Origin of the sequence: Microbispora sp. CL1-1, assembly GCF_012034195.1 — a bacterium.
Classification (GTDB): Bacteria; Actinomycetota; Actinomycetes; order Streptosporangiales; family Streptosporangiaceae; genus Microbispora.
In genome coordinates, this window is record NZ_JAATEK010000021.1 from 22,871 (window position 1) to 43,560 (window position 20,690).

Here is a 20,690-nt window from a genome sequence, read left to right on the forward strand (position 1 = left end):
GTTCGCGTTGATGCAGGTCAGAGCATTGCCCTGCATCGTCGCAGGTCACGGGGTGGGGGATGACCCCTTCCGGCCCGGGGGGCCGGAACGCGGGGGAGGCGAATCGCTGGCGCCGCAACTGGAAGGGTTTGCGCGGGGCCGCGCCGACCACGGAGAGTGAGGTGTCTCGTGGCTGACCCCCATCGGAAGCGCCCGACCCTCTCGGTGGTCCGCGAGGGCAACCCCGGCAAGCGGCCCATCAACCCCGGCGTCAAGCTGCCGCCGGCCGAGCTGCGCGAGCCGCGCTGGCAGGACACCTTTCCCGCCGTCCGCGACAAGACGCAGCAGGCGCTGAACCGCCGGGCCCGCGAGATCGCGCGGCGGGAGTGGCGCCGGGTCGTGCCGGTGCTGCGGCACACCGCCGGCCTGGCCGAGGTCGACGCGCACCTCCTGCTGGATTACTGCATCTGCGTCGCCCGGCTCGACCAGTGCGAGCGGGAGCTGTCGGTGCGCGGGCTGCTCATGGAGGGCGAGCGCGGCTGGCAGAAGAACGGCGCGACCACGATCGCGTCGCAGTACCGGGCGCAGCTCAAGGTCTACATCCGGGAGTTGGGTCTGTCGCCGTCGGCCCGGGCGGGGATGACGCCGCCAGACGGGGGCGACGATGAAGACGACCCGTTCGACTGAGGTCGCGCTTCCCGTACCGCGTGACGCGCTGATCGAGCTCGGCCTGACCGAGGACCAGATCGACGAGGCGATCGCGGCTCGTCCGCTGGTGGTCGCTTTCCAGGCCGACCGGCAGCCGGGCGCCTACTTCGACGTCGGCCGCGTGCAGAAGGCGCTCAAGGCGCTGGCGGCGTTCCGGCACACGAAGGGCCGGTGGGCCGGCCTGCCGTTCCGGCTCGGTCAGGGTCTCGCGCCGTGGCAGGTCGTGTGGGTCATCGCCCCCGTCTTCGGGTGGGTGTACTGGGACGACGAGGTGGAGGCCGTCGTCCGGGTCATCCGCGCGGTCTGGGTCGAGGTTCCCCGCAAGAACGGCAAGAGCACGATCTCTTCCGGGATCGCGAATGTGCTGCTGCTGGCGGACGGCGAGATCGGCGCCGAGGTGTACGCGGCGGCCGGGTCGCTGGAGCAGGCCCGCCGGGTGTTCGACGACGCGAAGCGTATGGCGTCGACGTCGAAGGCGGCCCGGGCGCGGATCCAGGCGCTCGCCGACGTGATCCGGGTGCCGAAGACCGGCGGAATCTTCCGCGCGCTGTCGCGGATCGCCGAGGCGGCGCACGGGCTCAACGTGTCCGGCGGCGTGATCGACGAGGTGCACGTCCACAAGAAGCGGGACCTGGTCGACGCCATCGAGACCGGCACCGGCGCCCGCACCCAGCCGCTGATCATCTTCATCACCACGGCGGACGAGGGCGACGAGGGCAGCATCTACGACGAGAAGCACTCCTACACCCGCAAGGTCGCCGACAACGTCGTCGAGGACCCCTCGCACTTCGGCGTGATCTGGGCCGCCGCCGAGGAGGACGACCCGTTCGCCGAGGAGACCTGGCGCAAGGCCAACCCTGGGTTGGGCGTCTCCCCCACCGTCCGCTACCTGCGGAAAGAGGCGAACAAGGCCCGCACGACGCCGAGCTACTTCCCGACGTTCTGCCGGCTGCACCTGAACCGCAGGATGCGCGGCCAGTCCCGCCTTATCGACGTGCGCGTGTGGGACTCCCTGGCCGGCATGTGCGACCTGGAGCGGGCGCGCGTACGCCGCGCGTGGGGTGGCCTGGACCTGTCCGCCGTGTCCGACCTGACCGCCTGGTGGATGGGCGTGGAGTCCCGGCAGCCCGGCGTCGAGCTGGAGATGTTCTGGCGGTTCTGGGTGCCCGGTGACCGGGTCGAGGACCTGGAGCGGCAGCTGCAGGTGCCGCTGTCGCGGTGGATCCGCGAGGGCTGGATCACCGCGACCGAGGGCGACGTCATCGACTACACCGCGGTGCGCGACGAGGTGCTGAAGGACTGCCGCCGCGTCGACATGCAGCGCATCTCCTACGACCGGATGTTCGCCGGCCAGATGGTGCAGGAGATCGACACCAAGCTGAAGGGCGTCGAGGTCGTCCCGGTGGCGCAGACGTTCTACGGCCAGTCGCCCGCGGTGAAGGAGCTGCAGCGGCTGCTCGGCCGGACCGGCGAGCAGGCCACGCCGGGGCGGATCCGCCACGGCGGCAACCCCGTCGCCCGGTGGATGGCGTCAGTGGTCGAGGTCAAGGACGACGGCCAGGACAACCTGCGCCTGGTCAAGCCGGAGCGGCTCAAGAGCCAGGCGCGGATCGACGGCATCGCGGCCTGCGTGATCGGACTGGACGGCTACCTGCGGCGGCCGGTCCCGAAGACCTACCAGGCACACACCGCGTGAGAGGGGGCGACATGGCGACATCGGCCGAAGCGCTGTCCCTACTCGACCAGCTGTCCCGAGAACTGGACCGCCGGCAGGACGAGCAGACGCGGGCGGAGGCGTACTACGACGGCGAGCACAACCTCCTGTTCGCCTCCCCGCAGTTCCAGCAGTACTTCGGCGGGTTGTTCACCTACTTCGCCGACAACTGGTGCCAGGTGGTCGTCGACTCCGTCGCCGAGCGGCTCACCGTGCGCGGCATCCGGCTGAGCACCGGCACCGACGCGATCGCGGACGCCGAGTCGCGGCGGGTCTGGCAGGAGAACGAGCTCGACGCCGACTCCGGCCTGGCGTTCGTCGACACCCTGACCGCCGGCCGTACGCATGTCCTCGTGTGGGGGAACCTCGACGACGAGGACACGCCGGAGGTCACGTTCGAGGCGCCGTGCGAGACGATCGTCGGGTACGAGCCCGGGTCGCGTCGCCGCCGGCGGGCCGCGCTGAAGCGGTGGCGGGACGACGACAACGAGTACGCCACCCTCTACCTGCCCGACGAGGTGTGGAAGTTCGTCAAGCCCGCGTTCCGCGTGCCGGTGGTGAACGGCCGCACCGAGTCCGGGCTGGCCGTGGCGGGCACGGTCAGCATGGCCGGTGAGGGCTGGAAGCTGCGCGAGGTGCCTGGCGAGCCGAACCCGATGCGCAACCCCATGGGCGTCGTGCCGATGGTGGAGCTGCCCAACCGCTCCAGGCTGGCCAAGGACCCTGTGTCGGAGATCCGCAACGTGATCCCGCTGCAGGACGCCGTGAACCTGCTGTGGTCGCACCTGCTGACCGCCTCGGACTTCGCGGCGTTCCCGCAGCGGGTCATCCTCGGCACCGACGTGCCGAAGAAGCCCATCGTCGACGCGGTTGGGGAAGTCGTCGGGTACGAGCCGGTCGACCTGGCCAAGTACGCCGTCGACCGCGTGGTGTGGCTGGAGGACCCGAACGCGAAGATCGGCGAGTGGTCCGCGGCCGACCTGGCCAACTACACGAACGTGATCGAGGTCGCCGTCGGGCACATCGCCGCGCAGACCCGCACCCCGCAGCACTACTTGATCGGGAAGATGGCCAACATGTCGGCCGACGCCCTGAAGGCGGCGGAGACCGGCCTCGTGTCCCGGGTGCGCGAGCGGCAGGTGTACCTCGGCGAGGCGATCCGCGAGATGTGGCGGCTCGTCGCCCTGGCCCAGAACGACGAGGCCCGGGCCAAGGCCATCAAGACCGGCACCGTGCTGTGGGCCGACCCCGAGTCCCGCTCCGATGCCGAGCTCGTCGACTCGCTGGTGAAGCTCAAGGGCATCGGCGTCCCGGACGAGGCGCTGTGGGAGCGGTACGGCGCCGACGTCGACGAGATCGAGCGGTGGAGCAGGATGCGCGATCAGGCTGCGTCGCGGATCCTCGCGGGCGACCTTGCGGCGCTCGTCGGGCCCAAGCCGGACCCGGAGGCCGAGGATGGCCAGGGGCAGGGCGACGGTCAGAACCCAGGCGGCCCGCCGCCGCCTGGTGACACGCAGGGCGGCTGACCATGGCTGCCGAGGACCTCGCCGCCGCGCACTACCAGGCGCAAGCCGAGCTCGGCCGCCAGGCCGCCATCGCCGGGCAGGAGCTCTGGCAGCGGATCGATCCGAAGGCCGTCCTCCCGACGTGGCGGCCGCTCGTCGCGAAGGCCGCGGCGGTGCTCGCCGCCGCGCAGTACGCGGCCGCGGCCCGCGCCCAGCCGTACGTGGCCAACCTCGCCCAGAGCATGGGCGTCCAACCCTCCCCCGCCGCAGCGCTCGACCCGGCCGCGTTCGCCGGTAGGGCGGCGAACGGCGGGGACCTCGCCTCCATGCTGCTGATGCCCGCGGTGCAGACCGTGGCGCTGCTCGCCGGCGGCGCCGACGACCGGACGGCGCTCCGGGCCGGGCTGGCGGCGCTGACCCGGATGATGGCCACCGAGACGGCCGACGCCGGGCGCGTCGCGACCAGCGTGGCGATGACCGCGGACCGGCAGTTCGTCACGTACGTGCGCGTCGTGCATTCGCCCGCGTGCGCGCGGTGCATCATCCTCGCCGGGCGCGAGTACACCTGGTCGACGGGCTTCCAACGGCACCCGCGGTGTGACTGCACGATGGTTCCCCGCGTGCACCGCCCCGGACGCGGGTACGACACGCCCGCCCCGGCGAGCCCGGACGAGCTGGTCGCCCGCATGTCACCCGAGGAGCAGGACCGGATCTTCGGCAAGGCGGGGGCGAAGGCGATCCGTGAGGGCGCCGACATCGGGCAGGTCGTCAACGCCCGCCGCGGCATGACCACCGCGGGCGGCAAGTCCATCACGACGGAGGGCACGACCTCCCGTGGGCACGCCGGCCGCCTGCTCGGCCAGCTCTCCAAGCAGGCCGGGGACCGCTACCGGCGGTCGCAGATCCCCCGGCTGACCCCGGAGCAGATCTACCGCGAGGCCGGCGACGACCGCGACGAGGCGATCCGGCTGCTGCAGCGGTTCGGCTACCTGGACAAGGGGTCGACGGCGCGCAGGGCCCGGGCTGTGGCGAAGGTGGACCAGGCGGCGGCCGCTGAACGCGAGGCGCTGCGCGCCGAGCAGGCGCGGCAGGCGGACGTCGAGCGGGCCCGCCGGGCGATCGACGAGGTCCGCAGAAAGGCCGAGGAGGCCCGGCAGGCGGCCGAGCAGGCCGCCCTCCGGCAGGCCGAAGAACGGGCCCGCCGCGAGGCGGCCGAGCAGGCGCGCAGGGACGCCGTGCCGGTCGGGGCCCGCCCCTACCACCGGAGCCTGGACGGGTTGGAGGACCTCGCGCGCCGGGTCGAAACGCAGAAGGTCACCGAGACTCGCCGCCTGGGCGGCGCGTCCGCGCAGACCGAGCTCGTGACGTTCGCCGACGGCAGCAAGGCCATCCGGAAGGCGGCCCGGGTCGGGCTGGCCGAGTCGCAGGATGCTGCCGCGGAACACGCCGCGCAGCTGATCGCCCGCAAGCTCGGGCTCAAGGCGCCGCGGGTGTACCGCAACGACGCCGGCACGATCTGGATGGAGTACGTGCAGGACGGCGTGACGGCCGAGGAGGGCGGCCTGCTGCAGCGCCTGCGCGACCGGTTCACCCGCGTGCCGGGATCCGACCGGGGCAAGGTCCTCGGCCTACTCGACCTGCTGACGAACAACGTCGACCGGAACGCCGGGAACTGGATGCTCGACAAGGCCGGCGACCTGATCCCGATCGACCACGGCATGGCGTACGGCGAGTTCATCGAGCAGGGGATGGAGCCGACGCTGGAGTGGGTGCACAGCGATTTCGCCGCGCACTACAAGGACCCCGACACCGACAAGCCGAAGGCGAACCCGCTCACGAAGGCGGACGTGGCCGAGGTGCGCCGCCGCCTGGAGGAGCTGCGGCCGGACTTCGAGCACATCGGCCGCGGTCACTGGCTGGACTACTCGCTGCGGATGCTCGACTTGCTCGGCCGGTACGCGAAGGGCAGCCGGGACCTCATTGCCGGGGTACGGTGACCGGCATGACGGTGATCCGGATCGTGTCTGTCCGTACGGGTGACGAGGTGTCCCGCGCCGAGCTCGGCGAGAACGGCGCGGTCACCTACTCGGGCGGGGAGTCGGCCGTGGCCGCGGTACGGTCCTGGCTGCGGGATCACCCGGGGCGGGACGAAGCCGACGCCGTCCGCGCGCTGGCCACCGAGGGCTGGTCGAACGGCTACCTCATGATCCAGCTGGATCAGGGCAGTTCATGACCGTGGTCGGGTAGTCGTCTGCGGTGATCCGGCCGCCGGTCTTGATCTGGGCCGTTCGCTCGTCGGCGACGTATTCGGCGCTGCACACGTAGACCTTCGCGTCCGCCGACCTGACGACCTGCACGGTGAGGTAGTCGCGGTCGCCCGCGTTGCGCTCCAGCCAGTCGCGGATCGCTGCCTGAGCACTTTCGACAGTCGCTCCCTTGACGAGCAGGTCAGCGCCGTTGCGGCGGGTCTTGGCCACGCTGTAGTCCGGAACCGTAGCGACCGTCGCGCTCGGCTTCGCCGACGGCGTTCCCTCGGTGGCCACCTTCGCCACGGTGCCGACGACGGCCACGAGGAGGATCGCCCCGACGACGAGCACGACCGTCAGCGGGCTGGTCTTCTTCGCCGGCGGCCTCGGCGGCCGCGGCGGCGGCAGATACGGGCGCCGGGGAGGACCGGCCGTCTCGGAGGTCTCAATCCACGGTTGCGTCGGGGGACCGTACGGCCCCTGCTGTGGTGGCCACTGCTGCGGCTGCTGCTGATGTACGCTCACGTTCGTCCTTTCTGGAGTGGACATAAGAGCGGCTCCCTGTTGGCGCAGGGGGCCGTTTCGCTTTCAGGAACCATGCGGCTCGGACCCTACGCCCCGAACCGTTCCAAATCGTCCGGATTCGTCCGGAGACACGCCCGAAACCGGGTGTTCTACGCATCACCAAACCGCGATCAGCGGGAAGCGTCACGGCCGCGCTCAAGGCCGGTAGCACTGCCGACGGGCTTACGGAGATCACATGAACACGCCTTTTGACCTGCCCATTCATCCTCGTACCGGGCTGCGCGCCATCGATGTGCTGCCCCGCTCGGGCCGCATCGTGTGGCCCATCCTCGGCGGCTCTGGCGAGGGCGACGGCGGAACCGGCGACGGAGGCCAGGGGCAGGGCGGCGACGGCGGGCAGACCGGCGAGGGCGAGGGCAAGACCTTCACCCAGGCCGACCTTGACCGGGTCGTCGCCGAACGGCTCGCCCGCGAGCGGGCGAAGTACGCCGACTACAAGGACCTCAAGGACAAGGCGAGCAAGTTCGACGAGCTGCAGACCGCGCAGCAGTCCGAGACGGAGAAGGCCGTCGCGAAGGCCCGCGACGAGGCCAAGGCGGAGGCCCTGGCCGAGGTCCGGCGCGACCGGGTCCTCGACAAGATCGAGGTCCTCGCCGCCGGGAAGTTCGCCGACCCCGAAGACGCCCGGCTGCGCCTGATGGCCCGGGTCGACGAGTTCCTCGGCGACGACGGCCAGATCGACGCCAAGGCGATCGAGGGCGCGCTGACCAAGCTCCTCACCGACAAGCCGCACCTCGCCGCCGGCGGCGGCCGCCGATTCGAGGGCGGCGGCGACGGCGGCCCGCGCGGCGGCAAGCAGGCGCCGTCGCTGGAGGAGCAGATCCGCGAGGCCGAGGCCAAGGGCGACTGGAAGACCGCCCGGCAGCTCAAGACGCAGCTGATGCTGCAACCCAGCAAGTAACCATCAGGGCCGGCCGAAGGGCCTGCCCGACTTCCAGTAGGGAGGACACCCCATGGCGGGTATCACCGGGCAGGGCACCACCTTCGGCCTGCCGAACTACGTCGGCGAGCTGTTCGCCGTCACCCCCACGGACACCCCGTTCCTGTCCGCAATCGGCGGCCTGACCGGCGGTGAGGCCGCGAACGCCACCCTGTTCAACTGGCAGGGTTACGACCTGCGCGACGCCGACGACTCCCGGCAGCGCCTGGAAGGCGCGGACGCTCCGAACGCCGAGAACCGGGTCCGCTTCGAAGAGCACAACGTGGTGGAAGTCCACCAGGAGTCGATCGAGGTCACCTACACCAAGCTCGCGGCGACCGGCCAGTTCGCCTCGACCGGCTCCAACAACCCCAACTCGGCCGCGGTCAGCGGATCCAACCCCGTGATGAACGAGCTGGACTGGCAGATCGAGCAGTCGCTGAAGCAGATCGCCCGCGACGTCGAGAAGTCGTTCATCACGGGAACGTTCAGCAACCCGAACAGCAACGCAACGCCGCGCCGTACCCGGGGCCTCCTGCAGGCCACCGCAACGAACGTGGCCACCAAGGGCACCACCGTGGGCACGGCGACGATCGAGGCGGACGACGAGTCGTTCACGATCTCTGCGCACGGCCTCGCGAATGGTGACGCGGTGATCGTGTCGTCGCTCACCGGCGGCGCGGTCGGTGTGCTGAAGCCCGACACCCTCTACTACGTGGTATCGACGGCGACGAACACCTTCAAGGTCGCGTCCAAGCCGGGTGGCAGCGCGATCGCGTTCTCCACCGACGGCGGCGCCGTGGTCACCAAGGCGACCGCGCTGACCGAGCCGATCGTGCTCGACCTCATGCAGGACGTGTGGACCTCCGGAGGCATTCAGGAGTCGGAGACCGCGACCCTGATGAGCAACGCCACCCTGAAGCGGGCCCTCACGAAGATCTTCATCACCGACAAGGACTATCAGGAGACGAGCCGGACGATCGCCGGCGTCCGGGTGACCACGATCGAGACTGACTTCGGCACTCTCAACCTCATGCTGAACCGGCACATGCCGACCAGCGTGCTGCAGATCGTCTCCCTGGAGGAGTGCGCCCCCCGGTTCCTGCCGATCCCCGGCAAGGGCTTCCTGTTCGTCGAGGAGCTCGCCAAGACCGGCTCATCGGAGAAGCGGCAGATCTACGGCGAGATCGGCCTGAAGTACGGCAACGAGCGCAAGCACGGCAAGATCCTCAACGTCACCGCGCCCACGGGGGCCTGAGCCATGAGCCTGTTCCGCTGCGGCCGCTTCCCGTCCGGAGAGTGGCCGATCCGCACCAGCGCGGGGATCGTGTGGTTCCGCGACGGCCAGGCCGAGGTCGACGCCGACTCCGGCCTGGCGGCCGCGCTGCGCGAGGTGCCGGCCGTGTTCGGCATCATCGAGGACGGCGTGACCGAGCCGCCCACGGAGCCGCCCACGGAGCCGTCGACCGAGACGCCGACCGGCACCCCGGAGGTGCCGGAGCGGCCCGCGCAGTCCGCCGTCAAGGCGGCCTGGGTGGACTACGCCGTCGCCTGCGGCGCCGACCCCGGCGAGGCCGAAGCGCTGACCAAGCCCGAGCTGATCGAACGGTACGGCAGCCAGTAAAGGGGGTCGTCGTGGCGCTCCTCCCTCTCGCCGAACCGGCTGACCTCGCCGTACGGCTCCGCACCACCTTCGAGGACGGGTCACCGGAAGAGCTCGCGGCCGAGGCGCTCATCGAGGACGCCTCCGCGCAGGTGCGCTCGGCGACCGGCCAGCACATCTACCCCGTCGAAACCGACACCGTCGAGCTGACCGGCGGCGACCGGCTGCTGAACCTTCCGCAGTGGCCGGTCATCGTCGACGACGATCACCCCCTGGTCGTGGTCGAGTACGACGACTACTGCACCTCGTCGGTGACGCTGGTCGAGGGCCTGGACTACGTACGGCACGGCCACCAGCTGATCCGCTCGCCCGGGCCCAACTCGTGCGGGTGCAACGACGGCGCGATACGCCGCGGCGGCGGCAACTGGGCGGAGCGGGTCGTCGTGACCTACACGCACGGCCTGGCCGAGGTCCCCCCCGAGGTCCGCGCGGTCGTGCTGAACGTCGCGATGCGGGGCTACGTCAACCCCGGCGCGCTGCGCTCCCGCACGCTCGGCAGCTACTCCGAGACGTTCACCACCGAGACCGTGGGGACCGGCGAGCTGACCGACAGCGACATGCGCCGGCTGGCCCGGGCCGGGTGGGCCGTACGCGTGCACAGCGTGCGGTCCTCCCGAAGGGGGCCGTGATGAGCCTGCCGGCGGACATGCTGCGCCACCAGGTGGAGGTCGAGCCGTACGAGGGGCCGGGCCCGGCCGGGCCGCTGTACGGCGACGCCGTCACCTATCGGGGCTATGTGGAGGACAACAGGCGGCTCGTGCGCTCCGCCACCGGGGACGAGGTGGTCTCCGAGACGACGGTCTACCTCGACCCGGGGGCGGTCATCCCCGCCGAGTCGCGGGTGACACTGCCGTCCGGCCGGCGCGCGTTCGTCATCACGGTGGCCACCCGCGAGGGCCCGCCCGATCCCGGGATGGACCACCTGGAGGTGACGCTCACATGACCCGCAAGTACGTCCGGGTGAAGTGGAACGGCGACCGCATCCGGAAGGCGGAGCGGGCGGCGGCCGCGCGAGGCCTGCGCCGGGCCGTCGACCACTTGAAGGGCGAGGCGGTCGCGATCGCCCCTATCGAGTACGGCAGCCTGACCGAGACCGCGACCGCGAGCGTCGACGAGGCGAAGCTCACCGGGGCCGTGTCGTTCTACGGCGACTACGCCGTACGGGAGCACGAGAACCTCGAACTCAAGCACGACCCGGGCAGGCAGGCCAAATACCTCGAACAGCCGATGAACACCGAGCGGGCGGCGATGCTCGGCATGGTCGCCGACGAGCTCCGCAAGGGCCTGCCATGACCCTGCTGGAGGAGCTCGCGACGCTGCTGGCCGAGCTCGGCCTCGGCACGTACGAGGTTGACGCCCCGGGCGGCACGATCTTCCACCCAAGGCTGCCGTCGACCCCGGACCGGTGCATGGCGGTCGCCCGGTACGGCGGGGCCGAGTCCGACAGCAAGAACCCGTGGGACGAGCTCAGCGTGCAGGTGCGGGTGCGCGGGCCGGCGGCCGACTCCCGCATTGCCGAGCAGGATGCGCAGGCCGTGTACGACGCCCTGCACGGCCTCGGCATGCGCGAGCTCACTCCCGACGGGACCTGGCTCCAGCTCGCCATCTGCCAGAACGGCGGGCCCGTCTACATCGGCACCGACGGCAACGGGCGGCACGAGTACACCGTGAACGTCCGGATGGACATCGATCACGAGACACCCCAACGCGCGCAGGAGGCGTGAGAAATGGCGAAGAGGCGGATCAACGCCCGCGACATGATCGTCGAGGTCGAGGACGACACCGCGGACACCTGGCTGCCGGTCGAGAACCTGCAGACCATCACCGTCAACCCCGGCGAGAACGAGGAGACGGTCGACGTCACGGACAACGACTCCGAGGGCGCCTACGAGCAGGAGATCATGCAGCGCGGCGCGAGCCTCGCGCTGGAGGGCCTGCTCATGAAGGACGACTCGACGGGCGCGCTGCCGCCCGGCCGGGCCCGCGTCGAGGAGATGGCCGGCGAGGACAAGCTCGGCGCCGACAGCCTGGGCCGGATCCGGTTCCGTCACCCGATGGACACCAACTGGCGGATCTGGACGGGCACGTTCTCGTTGGGTGAGCAGGGCGGTGCGACCAACGACAAGGCGTCCTGGTCGGCGACGATCACCAAGTCCGGGAAGACCACCACCGCGGCGGTCTCCGGCGGCGGGGGCGGCGCGTGAGCGACGAGAACTACGACGACATCGACGAGCAGGACGACCAGGACGAGGAAAAGTTCGAGTCCTGGGATGCGTTCTGGGAGGAGATCCGCCGTAAGGAAGAGGCCGAGCGCGGCGGCCCGAAGACCGAGATCATCCGCGGTATCGAGGTCGTGGTGCCGCGCGACCTGCCGATCCGGTTCGACCGGCGACTCGACCAGCTCAAAGCCTCCAGTTCCGACGAGGACCTCAAGGCGCTCCTTGCGGACCTCTTCGGTGCAGACGTCCTCGACGCCTGGATCGACGCGGGCATGACGCCCATGGAGCTCCGCGTCGTGCTGATGTGGGGAGTCGCACAAGGCAAGGGCCGCGCGATGTCCTTCCGGCAGGCGTATGAGCTGGTCAAGGAAGGTTCAGAGGGAAAAGCGGAGAGCTCGACCCGGAAGAACGGCAGCGCCGGAAGTACTGGTGGGCGATCGAAGCGGACTTCCGCGCGCGCTACCAGCTCGAACGGGACGAGCTCGCGAACCTGACGCACCGCCAGTTCGAGGTCTACCTCGCCGGGCTCCTCCCCGAGTCTTCGGCCTACAGGCGGCTCGTCGATAACCAGCCGATCGAGCTGGCCGGCGAGCACGCTCGGGCATTCATCGGCACCCTGTGATCCAGACGGGAGGTGACCTCCCGTGACCATGACGATCGGCGAGCTGGTCGGTTTCATCGACCTGGAGGACAAGGGCTTCGGCAAGGGCGTCGACCAGGCCGGTCGCGGCCTGGACCGGCTCCAGTCGGCGACGAGCAGCAGCATGTCGTCGATCGAGGGCACCGTCTCCCAGGCCCTCTCGCAGATCGAGACCGACATCGCCGGCGGGCTCGACCCTACGAAGGCAATCGCCGACCTCGACCGCCTGGAGTCCGAGCTCGACGCCGGCCTCAAGTCCATGCTCGACGAGGCCGACAGCTTCTCGGACGAGCTCGACCGCGCCATCGATGAGGCGTTCGACGGCCTGCCCGACAAGGCCCGCAAGAGCGGCGAGGAGACCGGCGACAGCTTCGGCGACGGGCTCGACAAGGGCGGCAAGTCCCGCATGCCCGGCATCGGATCGAGCCTGATGGGCTCCTTCAAGGGCCTCGGTTGGGCGGCCGCCGGGACCGCGGTTGCCGGGCTGCTGATGGAGGGCATCCAGTCGGCGATCGAACGTGAGGATCTTTTCGCGACCTTGAGCGTGAAGGTCGGCGCGTTCGGCCCTGAGTCCGCGCGTCTCGGGAAGATCGCGGGCGAGCTGTACGCCGACGCCTACGGCGAGAGCCTGGAGGACGTCACCGACGCCCTCGCCCGCGTCTATCAGAACGTCCCCGGCGCGACGAAGCTCGGCGACGACGCACTCAAAAAAACCGCCGGCCAGGCCATCACGACCGGCAAGGTGATGGACGAGGACCTGGGGAAGGTCACGAGCGCCGTCGGCCAGATGATGAAAACCGGCCTCGCGAAGAACGCCCAAGAGGCTTTCGACATCCTCGTCCGGGGCCAGCAGACCGGCATCAACAAGAGCGAAGACCTGCTCGACACCTTCAACGAATACTCGACCATCTTCCGCGATCTCGGTCTCAACGGGAAAGACGCCCTTGGGCTGCTCGGCCAGGGCCTGAAGGCCGGCGCGAGGGACAGCGACACCGTCGCCGACGCGCTGAAAGAGCTCGACATCCGCGTCAAGGACATGTCCGCTGCGAAGGCGCTCAAGTCCCTCGGACTGAACGCGAAGGACATGCAGAAGGCGTTCGCCGAGGGCGGCCCGAAGGCCCGGGACGCGCTGGGTCAGATCCTGGACAAGCTGCGCGGGGTCAAGGATCCCGCCGAGCGGTCCCAGCTCGCCGTGGCCCTGTTCGGGACCAAGGCCGAGGACATGGCGAAGTCGATCAACGCCCTGAACTTGGATAAGGCGAAGACCGCGGTCGGCGGATTCAAGGACGCCGTCAAGACCGCGGACGACACCCTCAACAACACGGCGTCCGCGAGCGCGGACAAGTGGTCGCGCAGCTGGGGCGACGCGCTCAGCGCGGTCGGCGGTTTCGTCCTCGACCAGATCAAAAAGTTCCTCCCGAGCCCGGACGAGATGGCAGAGCAGTGGAACCAGGTGACGTCCTGGTTCAGCGAGACCGTGGGCCCGTTCTTCTCCGGCCTGTGGGAGGACGTGAAGACAAAAACGTCCGAGGCCTGGGAAAAGATAAAGACGACCGTTTCCGAAAAGGGAACGGCCCTGGTCGACTGGCTGAAAGAACTGCCCGGGAAAATCGGAGAATTCTTCTCCTCCGGCTGGGAAAGTCTGCGGACCAAAACGTCCGAAGCCTGGGAGAAAATCAAAACGGCCGCCAGCGAAAAGGGCTCTGCCCTGCTCGACTGGGTGAAGGAACTGCCGGGCAAGATCAAGGACAAGCTGGGCGACCTCGGCAAGCTGCTGCTCGACGCCGGCAAGGACATGATTCAGGGCCTGATCGACGGGATCAAGTCGGTAGCCGGGAAGGCCGCGGAAGCGGCGAAGGGCGTGGCCAAGAGCGCAATCGACGGGGCTAAGGCCCTGCTCGGGATCCACTCGCCCTCGACGGTGTTCGCCGAGATCGGCATGAACACCGTACGCGGCTTCGCTCACGGGATTTTGCAGGAGCAGCCCCGGGCCCGGATGACCGCCGCGCAGTTCGCGAAGCTGATGAAAGACGCGACGTCCGTAAACCTCCAGGGTGCGCCGGACGCGTTCGTCGAGTGGGTCAAGAAGAACAATTCCGAGCTCAAGGACCTCGCGGACAAGCGGGCCGAGATCATCAAGACGATTGCCGATGCGAAGCGGTACGCCGACCAGATCGCCCAGCAGATGACCGACTTCGCCTCGGTGGCGAACCTCGGCCTGGAGAAGGGCGACGGGGCCGGCGACATCGTGTCCGGGCTGCAGACGAAGCTCGACCAGATCAAGAAGTTCGCGAACGACATCAAGAAGCTCGCCTCGTCGGGCCTGAATAAGACGACCCTGTCACAGATCATTAACGCCGGACCGGAAAAGGGTCTGTCGCTGGCGGAAATGCTGGTCGGCGCTGACGGCAGCGAAATCAAAGCCATCAATAAGGCGCAGGGCCAGATCGACAAGGTGTCCAAGCAGATGGGAAAGAATAGCGCGGACGCCTTGTACGACGTGGGCAAGAAGGCGGGCGACGGTTTCCTGAAGGGCCTCGAAGGCAAGCTCAAGGAAACCGAGTCGATGATGGCGAAAATCGCGAAAGCGGTTGTGGATGCGGCGAAGAAGCAGCTCGGCGTGAAGAGCCCCAGCCGGGTGTTCATGGGCATCGGCGACAACACGATGCTCGGCTACATTCAGGGCGTCCTCGGCCAGCAGCAGGCGACCGTGTCCGCCGTCGCCGGGGTCGTCGGCAAGGCCGCCGCGACGGCGTCCCGCGTGCCCGGCCTGACGCCCGGGCCCATGTCCGGGCCGAGCTCGGCGCCGGCGTACGGCGGCGAGTACGGCGCACCCGGGCTGGTGCAGCCATCGGCCGGCAGCGGCGTCGTCGTTCACATGCACGATCCGGTGGTCCGCGAGGAGGCCGACATCGGCCGGATCGGCGCCGAGTTCGCCTTCAAGTACCGCGCACGCGGCTGACGTCCCCCGATCCCACGAGAGGTGGTTTCACCATGTCCAGCTTCGATCCCTCGCTGGGGATCACCTACGGCGAGCACCTGCGCCGCAAGGGCATCCAGGTCAAGGGCGACCGGGCGGTGGCCCGGACGCGGGAGCCGCTCGACGAGCACGGCCGCCGCCGGCGGATCGTGACCGAGCGGACCGAGTCCGGGGCGATCGCCGTCACGACTCAGCGCACCGACGAGCGCGGTGGGGAGCACCAGGATGTGCACATCCACGCCCCGGCCGTCGTTGGGGTCGGGACGAGCAGCGGGCAGGTGATCGTGCCGTGAGAGACCCACGCACGCGCATGGAGGCCGCCCGGTCCCGCCGCGAGGGGCGCGCCCGCCTGGAGGCCGCCCGCCTCCGCGACCAGGTCGAGATCCTCGACCTGTGCGCCGCCGAGCAGGACAAGCTCGCCGCGGCGCGGGAGGCGTACGAGGCCGACCCGACACCGGAGACGCTGGCCGCCTATGAGCAGGCGCAGCGAGACATGTACGAGCTGCGGGGGTGGCTGCGGGCGGGCGCGCAGGATGCTGCCGCCCGCGCGGCCACGCCCGCGCCGAAGCCGGCGGGGCGGGAACCCCGCGCCCGGGCCCGCCGCACCGTGGGGAGTGACAGCTGATGGCCTGGTCCAAGAGTGGTTACTTCGTCTCGGCGCAGGTCGGCCAGTGGGGGGCCGCGCAGCTCGGCATCAACCTGCTGTCCGGGATGAAGCTCGCCCTGTGGGGGTCGAGCGTGACCCCGAACTACGACAGCGACACCGCCTATGGCACGTCGCCGTGGAACAGCGGGGAGTCGTCGGGGGCCGGGTACACCGCCGGCGGCGTCACCCTCGCGAATCCGACCCTGGTGGGCTCGTCCGGGGTCATGGCGTTCGACGCCGACAACGTCCAGTGGGACGAGTCGACGATCACCTCCGAGGGCGGCATCGTCTACGCCTCCGCCAAGAGCAACAGGTTGTGGTTGGGCATCTGGTGGGGTGCCCCCAAGAGCACGCAGGACGGGACTTTCCTGATCACGTGGCACTCGTCGGGGATCGGCCTGATGAACCTCGTCCCGTAGGAGGTCGTCTTGCTGCTGCAGAACTCGTTCGAGGGCGGCGTCAACGGCCAGGAGATCACCGAAGCCAACAGCGGCGGAGCCAGCGGTGACGCGTTCGACTACACCTTCGGCGCGCTATACACCTCCGCACAGGCCGCGAACGGCACCCGCTCGGCGGCGGTTGAGTCCGGCTCGTCCGGGTTGGAGCTGGATCTGTCCTTGGACGGGGCGGCGAACGGCAACGCCTACGGGCGGACCAACTTCCGGATCGGCCAGCGCACGAGCGGCGACGAGTACGTAAGCATGTGGCTGGCGATGTTCGACGACAGCGACCGCTACTACTGGTGGGAGGCCCGGGTCACCCTCCCTGCGTCCGGGTCCGCCACCCTGAAGCTGATCCACTTCAACGGCGAGACCGAATCCACGATCGACACCGAGAACATCACGCTGCCGCTAGGCACGTGGTGCCGCCTGGAGATCAGGGCCAGCAACAGCACGTCATCCACGGCGGAGGGCAGGTTCTACAACGCGGCGGCCGGAACGACGGCCACTGCGACGGTGTCAGGCAGCGCCTCCCACTCGGCGGTCGTGCCCTGGGAGGTTTGCGGGGCGCTTGCCGGAACCACCCTGACATCCGCCAGCAACATCTGGGTGGACGACGTCGGCGCCAGCGACACGGACTGGCTCGGGCCCGTCATCACCTCCGTCAGCGTCACCGTCACCCCCAGCCCAGTGACCGCCGCCGCCGTCATCCCCTCCCCCGCGCTGGCCGTCGGCAGCACCATCACCCCCGCCGCGGTGACCGCCGCCGCGGTGATCCCCACCCCCGACGTCCACACCGGAGCCATCACGACCGCGGTCAACCCGGCCGCCGTGGTGGCCACCGCGGTGATCCCCGCCCCGACCGTGGACGCGTACAAGAACGTCTTCATGACCCCGGACCCGCCGATCGCCACCGCGGTGATCCCGGTCCCGACGGTCGGCGTGCCGGTCAACCCCGGCGACCAGATCGACCGGCCAGGGCAGATCGAGTGGAACGGCTTCCTCCTCGGGGGCAGCACCGTCTACCGGTGGCTCACGTTGGAGGGCTGGTGGGACCTGCCCGACCTCGACAGCGGAAACGTCGCCCACCCGTCCCGGCATGGCGCCTACGCCGGGCGGGACCTCACCCAGGAGCGGCACGTCACCTATACCGCGCTGGTGCGGGCCCGGCGCGAGGACATGCAGGCCGTCATCAACGAGCTGAAGGCCGCCACCCGCATCCTGGACGACGACACCGAGCTGCCGCTCGCGATCCGCGTCCTGGACGACGTCCTCGTCGGCTACGGCAAGGTCGCCCGTCGAGCAATCCCCATCGACAAGCTTGTACGGCTGGGCCACGCGCAGCTCACCATCCAATGGACCCTCAGCGATCCGATCCTGCAGTCGCGGGAGCTGGCCAACGCGGTCGTCGCCGACGGCGTCTGGCAGAACGTCACCAACCTCGGTGACGCGCCCGCGTATCCGACGATCCGCATGCCCGGCCCCGTCACCGGCCCCACGATCTTCGTCCGCCATGAGGAGGCCGGCCGCCTCGACGAGCGAGCCCTCGAATTCGACCTCCACCTGAACACGGGCGAGACGTTGATCATCGACACCTACTACGGCACCGCCGCCGTCGGCAGCGACTCCGTCGTCGACACCCTGACCGGCAACAGCGTGCCGATCCCCGACCTGGTCCTGCCCGCCGGTCAGTCCCTGATCGGCTACGGCAGCTCGGGCGGCAGCGCGCCAGCAGCGACGGTCCTCTGGCGCCACTCCTACCTCTAACCCCCGGGGGGTGATCGCGCGTGGTCGCCAGCATCCGGGACGCCACAGGGAAACCGGTCGCGTCCGCGTCCAGCATCAGCGTGTCCCGCCCGTCGTCGTCGTCCGGCGACGTGCTGCTGTGCATCCACTCGGCGGCGTCCGGCGACCTGTCCAGCATGAAGATTCAGGGCAGCGGCTGGCAGACGGTCGGCTCCCGCGGAGACGACCGGCTCTTCGGGGACGGCGGCGGCACGAAGATCTACCGCAAGACGGTCGGCTCGTCCGAGCCTGGCTCGTACACGGTGCAGCAGGGCACCGGGGCCGGCACCGTGGTGATGCTGTCCATCAAGGGCGGGCACCGCGATCAGATCATCGTCCGGGACGACGGCGACACCGGACTGCCGCCGGAGTTCGAGCTCGACGAGGTGACCACACCGAGCGCGTTCCCGCCATCGGGGTCGGGCGTGGACATCCGGGTCGCCGTGGCGTGGGATCCCGACGGGTCGGTGTCCTGGCCGACAGCGTCCGGCTACCAGGTGCGGTCGACGCAGCAGGTCACCGGCGCCCTGTCGATGGTGGTCGAGTCGAAGACGCTCGTCACGTCCGCCTCCGTCGGCCAGGTGCGGTTCCGGATCAACCGGTCCGCAACGGCCATGCACGGGTTCACGATCATCGTGCCGAGCGCGACCACGTCCGAGTCGACACCCACCCCGCCGAGCTTCCCGGACTTCTCCCCGGCCCGGGGGTCCGGCCTCTACAGGTACACCGTGCATGATCTTTTGACCGGGGCGTACCGCGGCGACATCTACCCGCAAGATGTGAGCTTTGATCGGCGGATCGGCGAGGCCGGCGCTTTCTCGGCCACGCTGCCGATTCCCAACCGGAGGGTCGCCGCCCTGGTCGGCGAGATCATCCCCCGCTACGCCTCGGACCTGACGAGCGGCCCCGGCCGCATCGCCGTCCACGTCTGGCGCGCGGGAGACCTGTGGGGCGAATACTGGATCACCGGTGCGGTGATTCAGCGGTCCCGCCGCGGCAGCATCACCATCCAGCTCCGCGGCAGCACGCTGGAGGCGTACCTCGACCACGTCCCCGTCGAGCAGGACCTCGAATACGAGGGCGACCAGATCTCGTGCGCCCGGTCCCTGCTCAACAACATGATGAACCTGTCCGGGGCGAACATCGGCCTCACCCTCGCGGGCGGAACCGCCGGAGACCCCCGCAACCTCCAGGTGAAGGCACAGGACGCCACCACCTACGGCACCGCGCTGCGCGGCTACTCTCAGACCTTCCCATCGTTCGAGTGGGTCATCACGCCCGCCGTGGGGCAGCACGGCGGCATCGAACGCCGCTGGGAGTGGGGCGCCCCCACCATCGAAGGCGACCGTGAGCACGTCTTCATGGACTCGCCGCACGGCGGCGACATCCTCGACTGGTCGGAGGAGATCGACGCCCTGCGCGGCGGCACCCGGGTCATGGTCCGCGGCGGCACCCCGGAGGTGGAGGACGCCTCGGAGGGCAGCACCCCCGTCACCTCCGACTGGGAATCGGCGTCCTCGCACATGACGGCCGGCTGGCCCCGATTCGGCCAGGTCGTGGATCACCCGGGCGAGTCCACGTGGAAACCGGAACTGGACTACTACGCGGAGCGGTGGATCGCCGCCCTGGGCGGCGCCGTCCGCGTCTACTCCTGCACCGTCGCCCTCGGTGCCAGGCCAACGCTCTCGCCGTCGAGCTTGGGCGATTACGTGCGCCGGGTCATGGTCAACCAGTGGCATCCGCGGATCAACGCGGCCGCGGGGTTCGACCAGTCGCAGCGGCTGATCGGCGTCGGTATCACCCCCGTGTCCCGGACGACCGGCCGGGAAGAGGCGCAGCTGATCCTTGAGGAGGCGCACGTCTGATGGTGGACAAGTTCCCCGCCGAGCAGCAGCGGATCGTCAAGGACCTGCAGGACACGGTCGAGCGGCTCAAGACCATCGCCCGTGGTATCCCCCCCATCAAGGTCAACAAGGCGTCGGAGTATTTCGACCTGCCGGATGCCTCCCCGGACTCTCCCGGCTCCGGTGTCCGCCTGTTCGGCAACAGCGGCAAGCTCGGCGCGAAGAACAGCTCCGGCGAGACCTTGAGCATCCCGATCGCGAACGTCTCGAATCCCCCGAACTTCGGCTCGCCGTCGTCGCAGACGGGCGACTACGCGTCCGGGAGCGCGTACACGCAGCTGCGCGCGGACTGCGCCGCGATGCACGACACCCTCAGAGACCTCATGAACGCCATGCGGTCCGCCGGCCTCATGCGGTAACCGAACCAGCTCACGACGTACTTGGAGGACCACCATGGCCATGACCACCGCCTATCTGAACGCGATCGCCGACGCCGGGGCGAGCAAGATCACGCACATCGGGCTCGTCGACGGCTCCGGCACGGAAATCACGGGCGGCTCGTACGCCCGCAAGGCCGTCACCTGGACGACGGCGTCCAGCGGCACGATCCGCCCGAACGCCGACCTCACCTTCGACATCCCGTCGGGGGCGACGGTCGCCGGGTGGCGCGGCTACAGCGCGTCGACGTCGGGCACGAACTACGGCGGCGCCGACCTCACCTCGCAGGCCTTCTCGTCGGCCGGGACCTACACGCTGCTCGCCGCGAGCACAGCCATCAACCACACCGCCGCGTAGGCGCCACTGACGGGATCGGGGA

General features: G+C 69.8%; 23 protein-coding genes. 22 read left to right on the forward strand and 1 reads right to left on the reverse strand.

Annotated elements, in window-relative coordinates; all coding sequences use genetic code 11:
* The first annotated feature begins 168 nt into the window (after positions 1-168).
* Genes HCK04_RS42680 through HCK04_RS23370 form a run of 5 tightly spaced genes read left to right on the forward strand, consistent with a single transcriptional unit; the run spans position 169 to position 6,139 of the window.
* On the forward strand, positions 169-666 hold the full coding sequence (locus HCK04_RS42680; RefSeq protein ID WP_205830618.1) for a phage terminase small subunit P27 family: 498 nt from the start codon (positions 169-171) through the stop codon (positions 664-666).
* On the forward strand, positions 644-2,383 hold the full coding sequence (locus tag HCK04_RS23355) for a terminase TerL endonuclease subunit (RefSeq protein ID WP_142649515.1): 1,740 nt from the start codon (positions 644-646) through the stop codon (positions 2,381-2,383). The genes HCK04_RS42680 and HCK04_RS23355 overlap by 23 nt, the downstream gene beginning before the upstream one ends.
* 11 nt (positions 2,384-2,394) lie before the next feature.
* A complete protein-coding gene (locus HCK04_RS23360; protein WP_142649516.1) occupies positions 2,395-3,927 on the forward strand; it encodes a phage portal protein in 1,533 nt (510 codons plus the stop codon).
* 2 nt (positions 3,928-3,929) lie between these two features.
* Positions 3,930-5,903, forward strand: a complete 1,974-nt coding sequence (locus tag HCK04_RS23365; RefSeq protein ID WP_142649517.1) for a hypothetical protein — start codon at positions 3,930-3,932, stop codon at positions 5,901-5,903.
* Positions 5,904-5,908: 5 nt separating this feature from the next.
* Positions 5,909-6,139: a DUF3300 domain-containing protein gene (locus HCK04_RS23370; RefSeq protein WP_142649518.1), complete on the forward strand. Its 231-nt coding sequence runs from the start codon at positions 5,909-5,911 to the stop codon at positions 6,137-6,139.
* Here HCK04_RS23370 and HCK04_RS23375 read toward each other — a convergent pair.
* Positions 6,108-6,677, reverse strand: a complete 570-nt coding sequence (locus tag HCK04_RS23375; RefSeq protein ID WP_142649519.1) for a hypothetical protein — start codon at positions 6,675-6,677, stop codon at positions 6,108-6,110. The genes HCK04_RS23370 and HCK04_RS23375 overlap by 32 nt on opposite strands.
* 235 nt (positions 6,678-6,912) lie before the next feature.
* Between HCK04_RS23375 and HCK04_RS23380 the strand changes: the two genes are divergently transcribed.
* The 17 genes from HCK04_RS23380 (at position 6,913) to HCK04_RS23460 (ending at position 20,668) form a co-directional block, all read left to right on the forward strand.
* Positions 6,913-7,638, forward strand: coding sequence for a hypothetical protein (locus HCK04_RS23380; protein ID WP_142649520.1), 726 nt, complete (start codon positions 6,913-6,915; stop codon positions 7,636-7,638).
* Positions 7,639-7,690: 52 nt separating this feature from the next.
* A complete protein-coding gene (locus tag HCK04_RS23385; RefSeq protein ID WP_142649521.1) occupies positions 7,691-8,914 on the forward strand; it encodes a DUF5309 family protein in 1,224 nt (407 codons plus the stop codon).
* Between the two features lie 3 nt (positions 8,915-8,917).
* Complete coding sequence (locus HCK04_RS23390; RefSeq protein WP_142649522.1) at positions 8,918-9,280, forward strand: hypothetical protein; 363 nt, start codon at positions 8,918-8,920, stop codon at positions 9,278-9,280.
* 11 nt (positions 9,281-9,291) lie between these two features.
* Positions 9,292-9,948, forward strand: a complete 657-nt coding sequence (locus tag HCK04_RS23395) for a hypothetical protein (RefSeq protein ID WP_142649523.1) — start codon at positions 9,292-9,294, stop codon at positions 9,946-9,948.
* Positions 9,948-10,262 carry a hypothetical protein gene (locus HCK04_RS23400; protein ID WP_142649524.1) on the forward strand — a complete coding sequence of 105 codons (315 nt, stop codon included), beginning with the start codon at positions 9,948-9,950 and terminating at the stop codon, positions 10,260-10,262. Before HCK04_RS23395 ends, HCK04_RS23400 begins: the two co-directional genes overlap by 1 nt.
* Positions 10,259-10,612, forward strand: coding sequence for a hypothetical protein (locus HCK04_RS23405; protein WP_142649525.1), 354 nt, complete (start codon positions 10,259-10,261; stop codon positions 10,610-10,612). Before HCK04_RS23400 ends, HCK04_RS23405 begins: the two co-directional genes overlap by 4 nt.
* Positions 10,609-11,043 (forward strand): minor capsid protein, encoded by a 435-nt coding sequence (locus tag HCK04_RS23410; protein WP_142649526.1) that lies wholly within the window; start codon positions 10,609-10,611, stop codon positions 11,041-11,043. The genes HCK04_RS23405 and HCK04_RS23410 overlap by 4 nt, the downstream gene beginning before the upstream one ends.
* Positions 11,044-11,046: 3 nt before the next feature.
* Positions 11,047-11,523, forward strand: a complete 477-nt coding sequence (locus HCK04_RS23415; protein WP_142649527.1) for a hypothetical protein — start codon at positions 11,047-11,049, stop codon at positions 11,521-11,523.
* A complete protein-coding gene (locus HCK04_RS23420; protein ID WP_142649528.1) occupies positions 11,520-12,032 on the forward strand; it encodes a hypothetical protein in 513 nt (170 codons plus the stop codon). Before HCK04_RS23415 ends, HCK04_RS23420 begins: the two co-directional genes overlap by 4 nt.
* A 156-nt stretch (positions 12,033-12,188) precedes the next feature.
* The gene (locus HCK04_RS23425) at positions 12,189-15,140 is read left to right on the forward strand and encodes a phage tail tape measure protein (protein WP_240971741.1); all 2,952 of its coding nucleotides are present in this window, start codon (positions 12,189-12,191) and stop codon (positions 15,138-15,140) included.
* 32 nt (positions 15,141-15,172) lie between these two features.
* A complete protein-coding gene (locus HCK04_RS23430) occupies positions 15,173-15,451 on the forward strand; it encodes a hypothetical protein (protein ID WP_142649530.1) in 279 nt (92 codons plus the stop codon).
* Positions 15,448-15,783, forward strand: coding sequence for a hypothetical protein (locus HCK04_RS23435; protein ID WP_142649531.1), 336 nt, complete (start codon positions 15,448-15,450; stop codon positions 15,781-15,783). Before HCK04_RS23430 ends, HCK04_RS23435 begins: the two co-directional genes overlap by 4 nt.
* A complete protein-coding gene (locus HCK04_RS23440) occupies positions 15,783-16,223 on the forward strand; it encodes a hypothetical protein (RefSeq protein WP_142649532.1) in 441 nt (146 codons plus the stop codon). Before HCK04_RS23435 ends, HCK04_RS23440 begins: the two co-directional genes overlap by 1 nt.
* 9 nt (positions 16,224-16,232) lie before the next feature.
* A complete protein-coding gene (locus HCK04_RS23445; protein WP_142649533.1) occupies positions 16,233-18,011 on the forward strand; it encodes a hypothetical protein in 1,779 nt (592 codons plus the stop codon).
* Positions 18,012-18,031: 20 nt separating this feature from the next.
* The gene (locus HCK04_RS23450; RefSeq protein WP_142649534.1) at positions 18,032-19,894 is read left to right on the forward strand and encodes a hypothetical protein; all 1,863 of its coding nucleotides are present in this window, start codon (positions 18,032-18,034) and stop codon (positions 19,892-19,894) included.
* On the forward strand, positions 19,894-20,292 hold the full coding sequence (locus HCK04_RS23455; protein WP_142649535.1) for a hypothetical protein: 399 nt from the start codon (positions 19,894-19,896) through the stop codon (positions 20,290-20,292). Before HCK04_RS23450 ends, HCK04_RS23455 begins: the two co-directional genes overlap by 1 nt.
* A gap of 34 nt (positions 20,293-20,326) precedes the next feature.
* Positions 20,327-20,668, forward strand: a complete 342-nt coding sequence (locus HCK04_RS23460) for a hypothetical protein (protein ID WP_142649536.1) — start codon at positions 20,327-20,329, stop codon at positions 20,666-20,668.
* The last annotated feature ends 22 nt before the right edge of the window (positions 20,669-20,690 follow it).

What these genes read in the sequence shown, in the direction of transcription:
- HCK04_RS23355 (WP_142649515.1), top strand. Translation starts at nt 644, where the DNA reads ATGAAGACGACCCGTTCGACTGAGGTCGCGCTTCCCGTACCGCGTGAC.
- HCK04_RS23360 (WP_142649516.1), top strand. Translation starts at nt 2,395, where the DNA reads ATGGCGACATCGGCCGAAGCGCTGTCCCTACTCGACCAGCTGTCCCGA.
- HCK04_RS23365 (WP_142649517.1), top strand. Translation starts at nt 3,930, where the DNA reads ATGGCTGCCGAGGACCTCGCCGCCGCGCACTACCAGGCGCAAGCCGAG.
- HCK04_RS23370 (WP_142649518.1), top strand. Translation starts at nt 5,909, where the DNA reads ATGACGGTGATCCGGATCGTGTCTGTCCGTACGGGTGACGAGGTGTCC.
- HCK04_RS23380 (WP_142649520.1), top strand. Translation starts at nt 6,913, where the DNA reads ATGAACACGCCTTTTGACCTGCCCATTCATCCTCGTACCGGGCTGCGC.
- HCK04_RS23385 (WP_142649521.1), top strand. Translation starts at nt 7,691, where the DNA reads ATGGCGGGTATCACCGGGCAGGGCACCACCTTCGGCCTGCCGAACTAC.
- HCK04_RS23390 (WP_142649522.1), top strand. Translation starts at nt 8,918, where the DNA reads ATGAGCCTGTTCCGCTGCGGCCGCTTCCCGTCCGGAGAGTGGCCGATC.
- HCK04_RS23400 (WP_142649524.1), top strand. Translation starts at nt 9,948, where the DNA reads ATGAGCCTGCCGGCGGACATGCTGCGCCACCAGGTGGAGGTCGAGCCG.
- HCK04_RS23405 (WP_142649525.1), top strand. Translation starts at nt 10,259, where the DNA reads ATGACCCGCAAGTACGTCCGGGTGAAGTGGAACGGCGACCGCATCCGG.
- HCK04_RS23410 (WP_142649526.1), top strand. Translation starts at nt 10,609, where the DNA reads ATGACCCTGCTGGAGGAGCTCGCGACGCTGCTGGCCGAGCTCGGCCTC.
- HCK04_RS23415 (WP_142649527.1), top strand. Translation starts at nt 11,047, where the DNA reads ATGGCGAAGAGGCGGATCAACGCCCGCGACATGATCGTCGAGGTCGAG.
- HCK04_RS23425 (WP_240971741.1), top strand. Translation starts at nt 12,189, where the DNA reads ATGACGATCGGCGAGCTGGTCGGTTTCATCGACCTGGAGGACAAGGGC.
- HCK04_RS23430 (WP_142649530.1), top strand. Translation starts at nt 15,173, where the DNA reads ATGTCCAGCTTCGATCCCTCGCTGGGGATCACCTACGGCGAGCACCTG.
- HCK04_RS23440 (WP_142649532.1), top strand. Translation starts at nt 15,783, where the DNA reads ATGGCCTGGTCCAAGAGTGGTTACTTCGTCTCGGCGCAGGTCGGCCAG.
- HCK04_RS23455 (WP_142649535.1), top strand. Translation starts at nt 19,894, where the DNA reads ATGGTGGACAAGTTCCCCGCCGAGCAGCAGCGGATCGTCAAGGACCTG.
- HCK04_RS23460 (WP_142649536.1), top strand. Translation starts at nt 20,327, where the DNA reads ATGGCCATGACCACCGCCTATCTGAACGCGATCGCCGACGCCGGGGCG.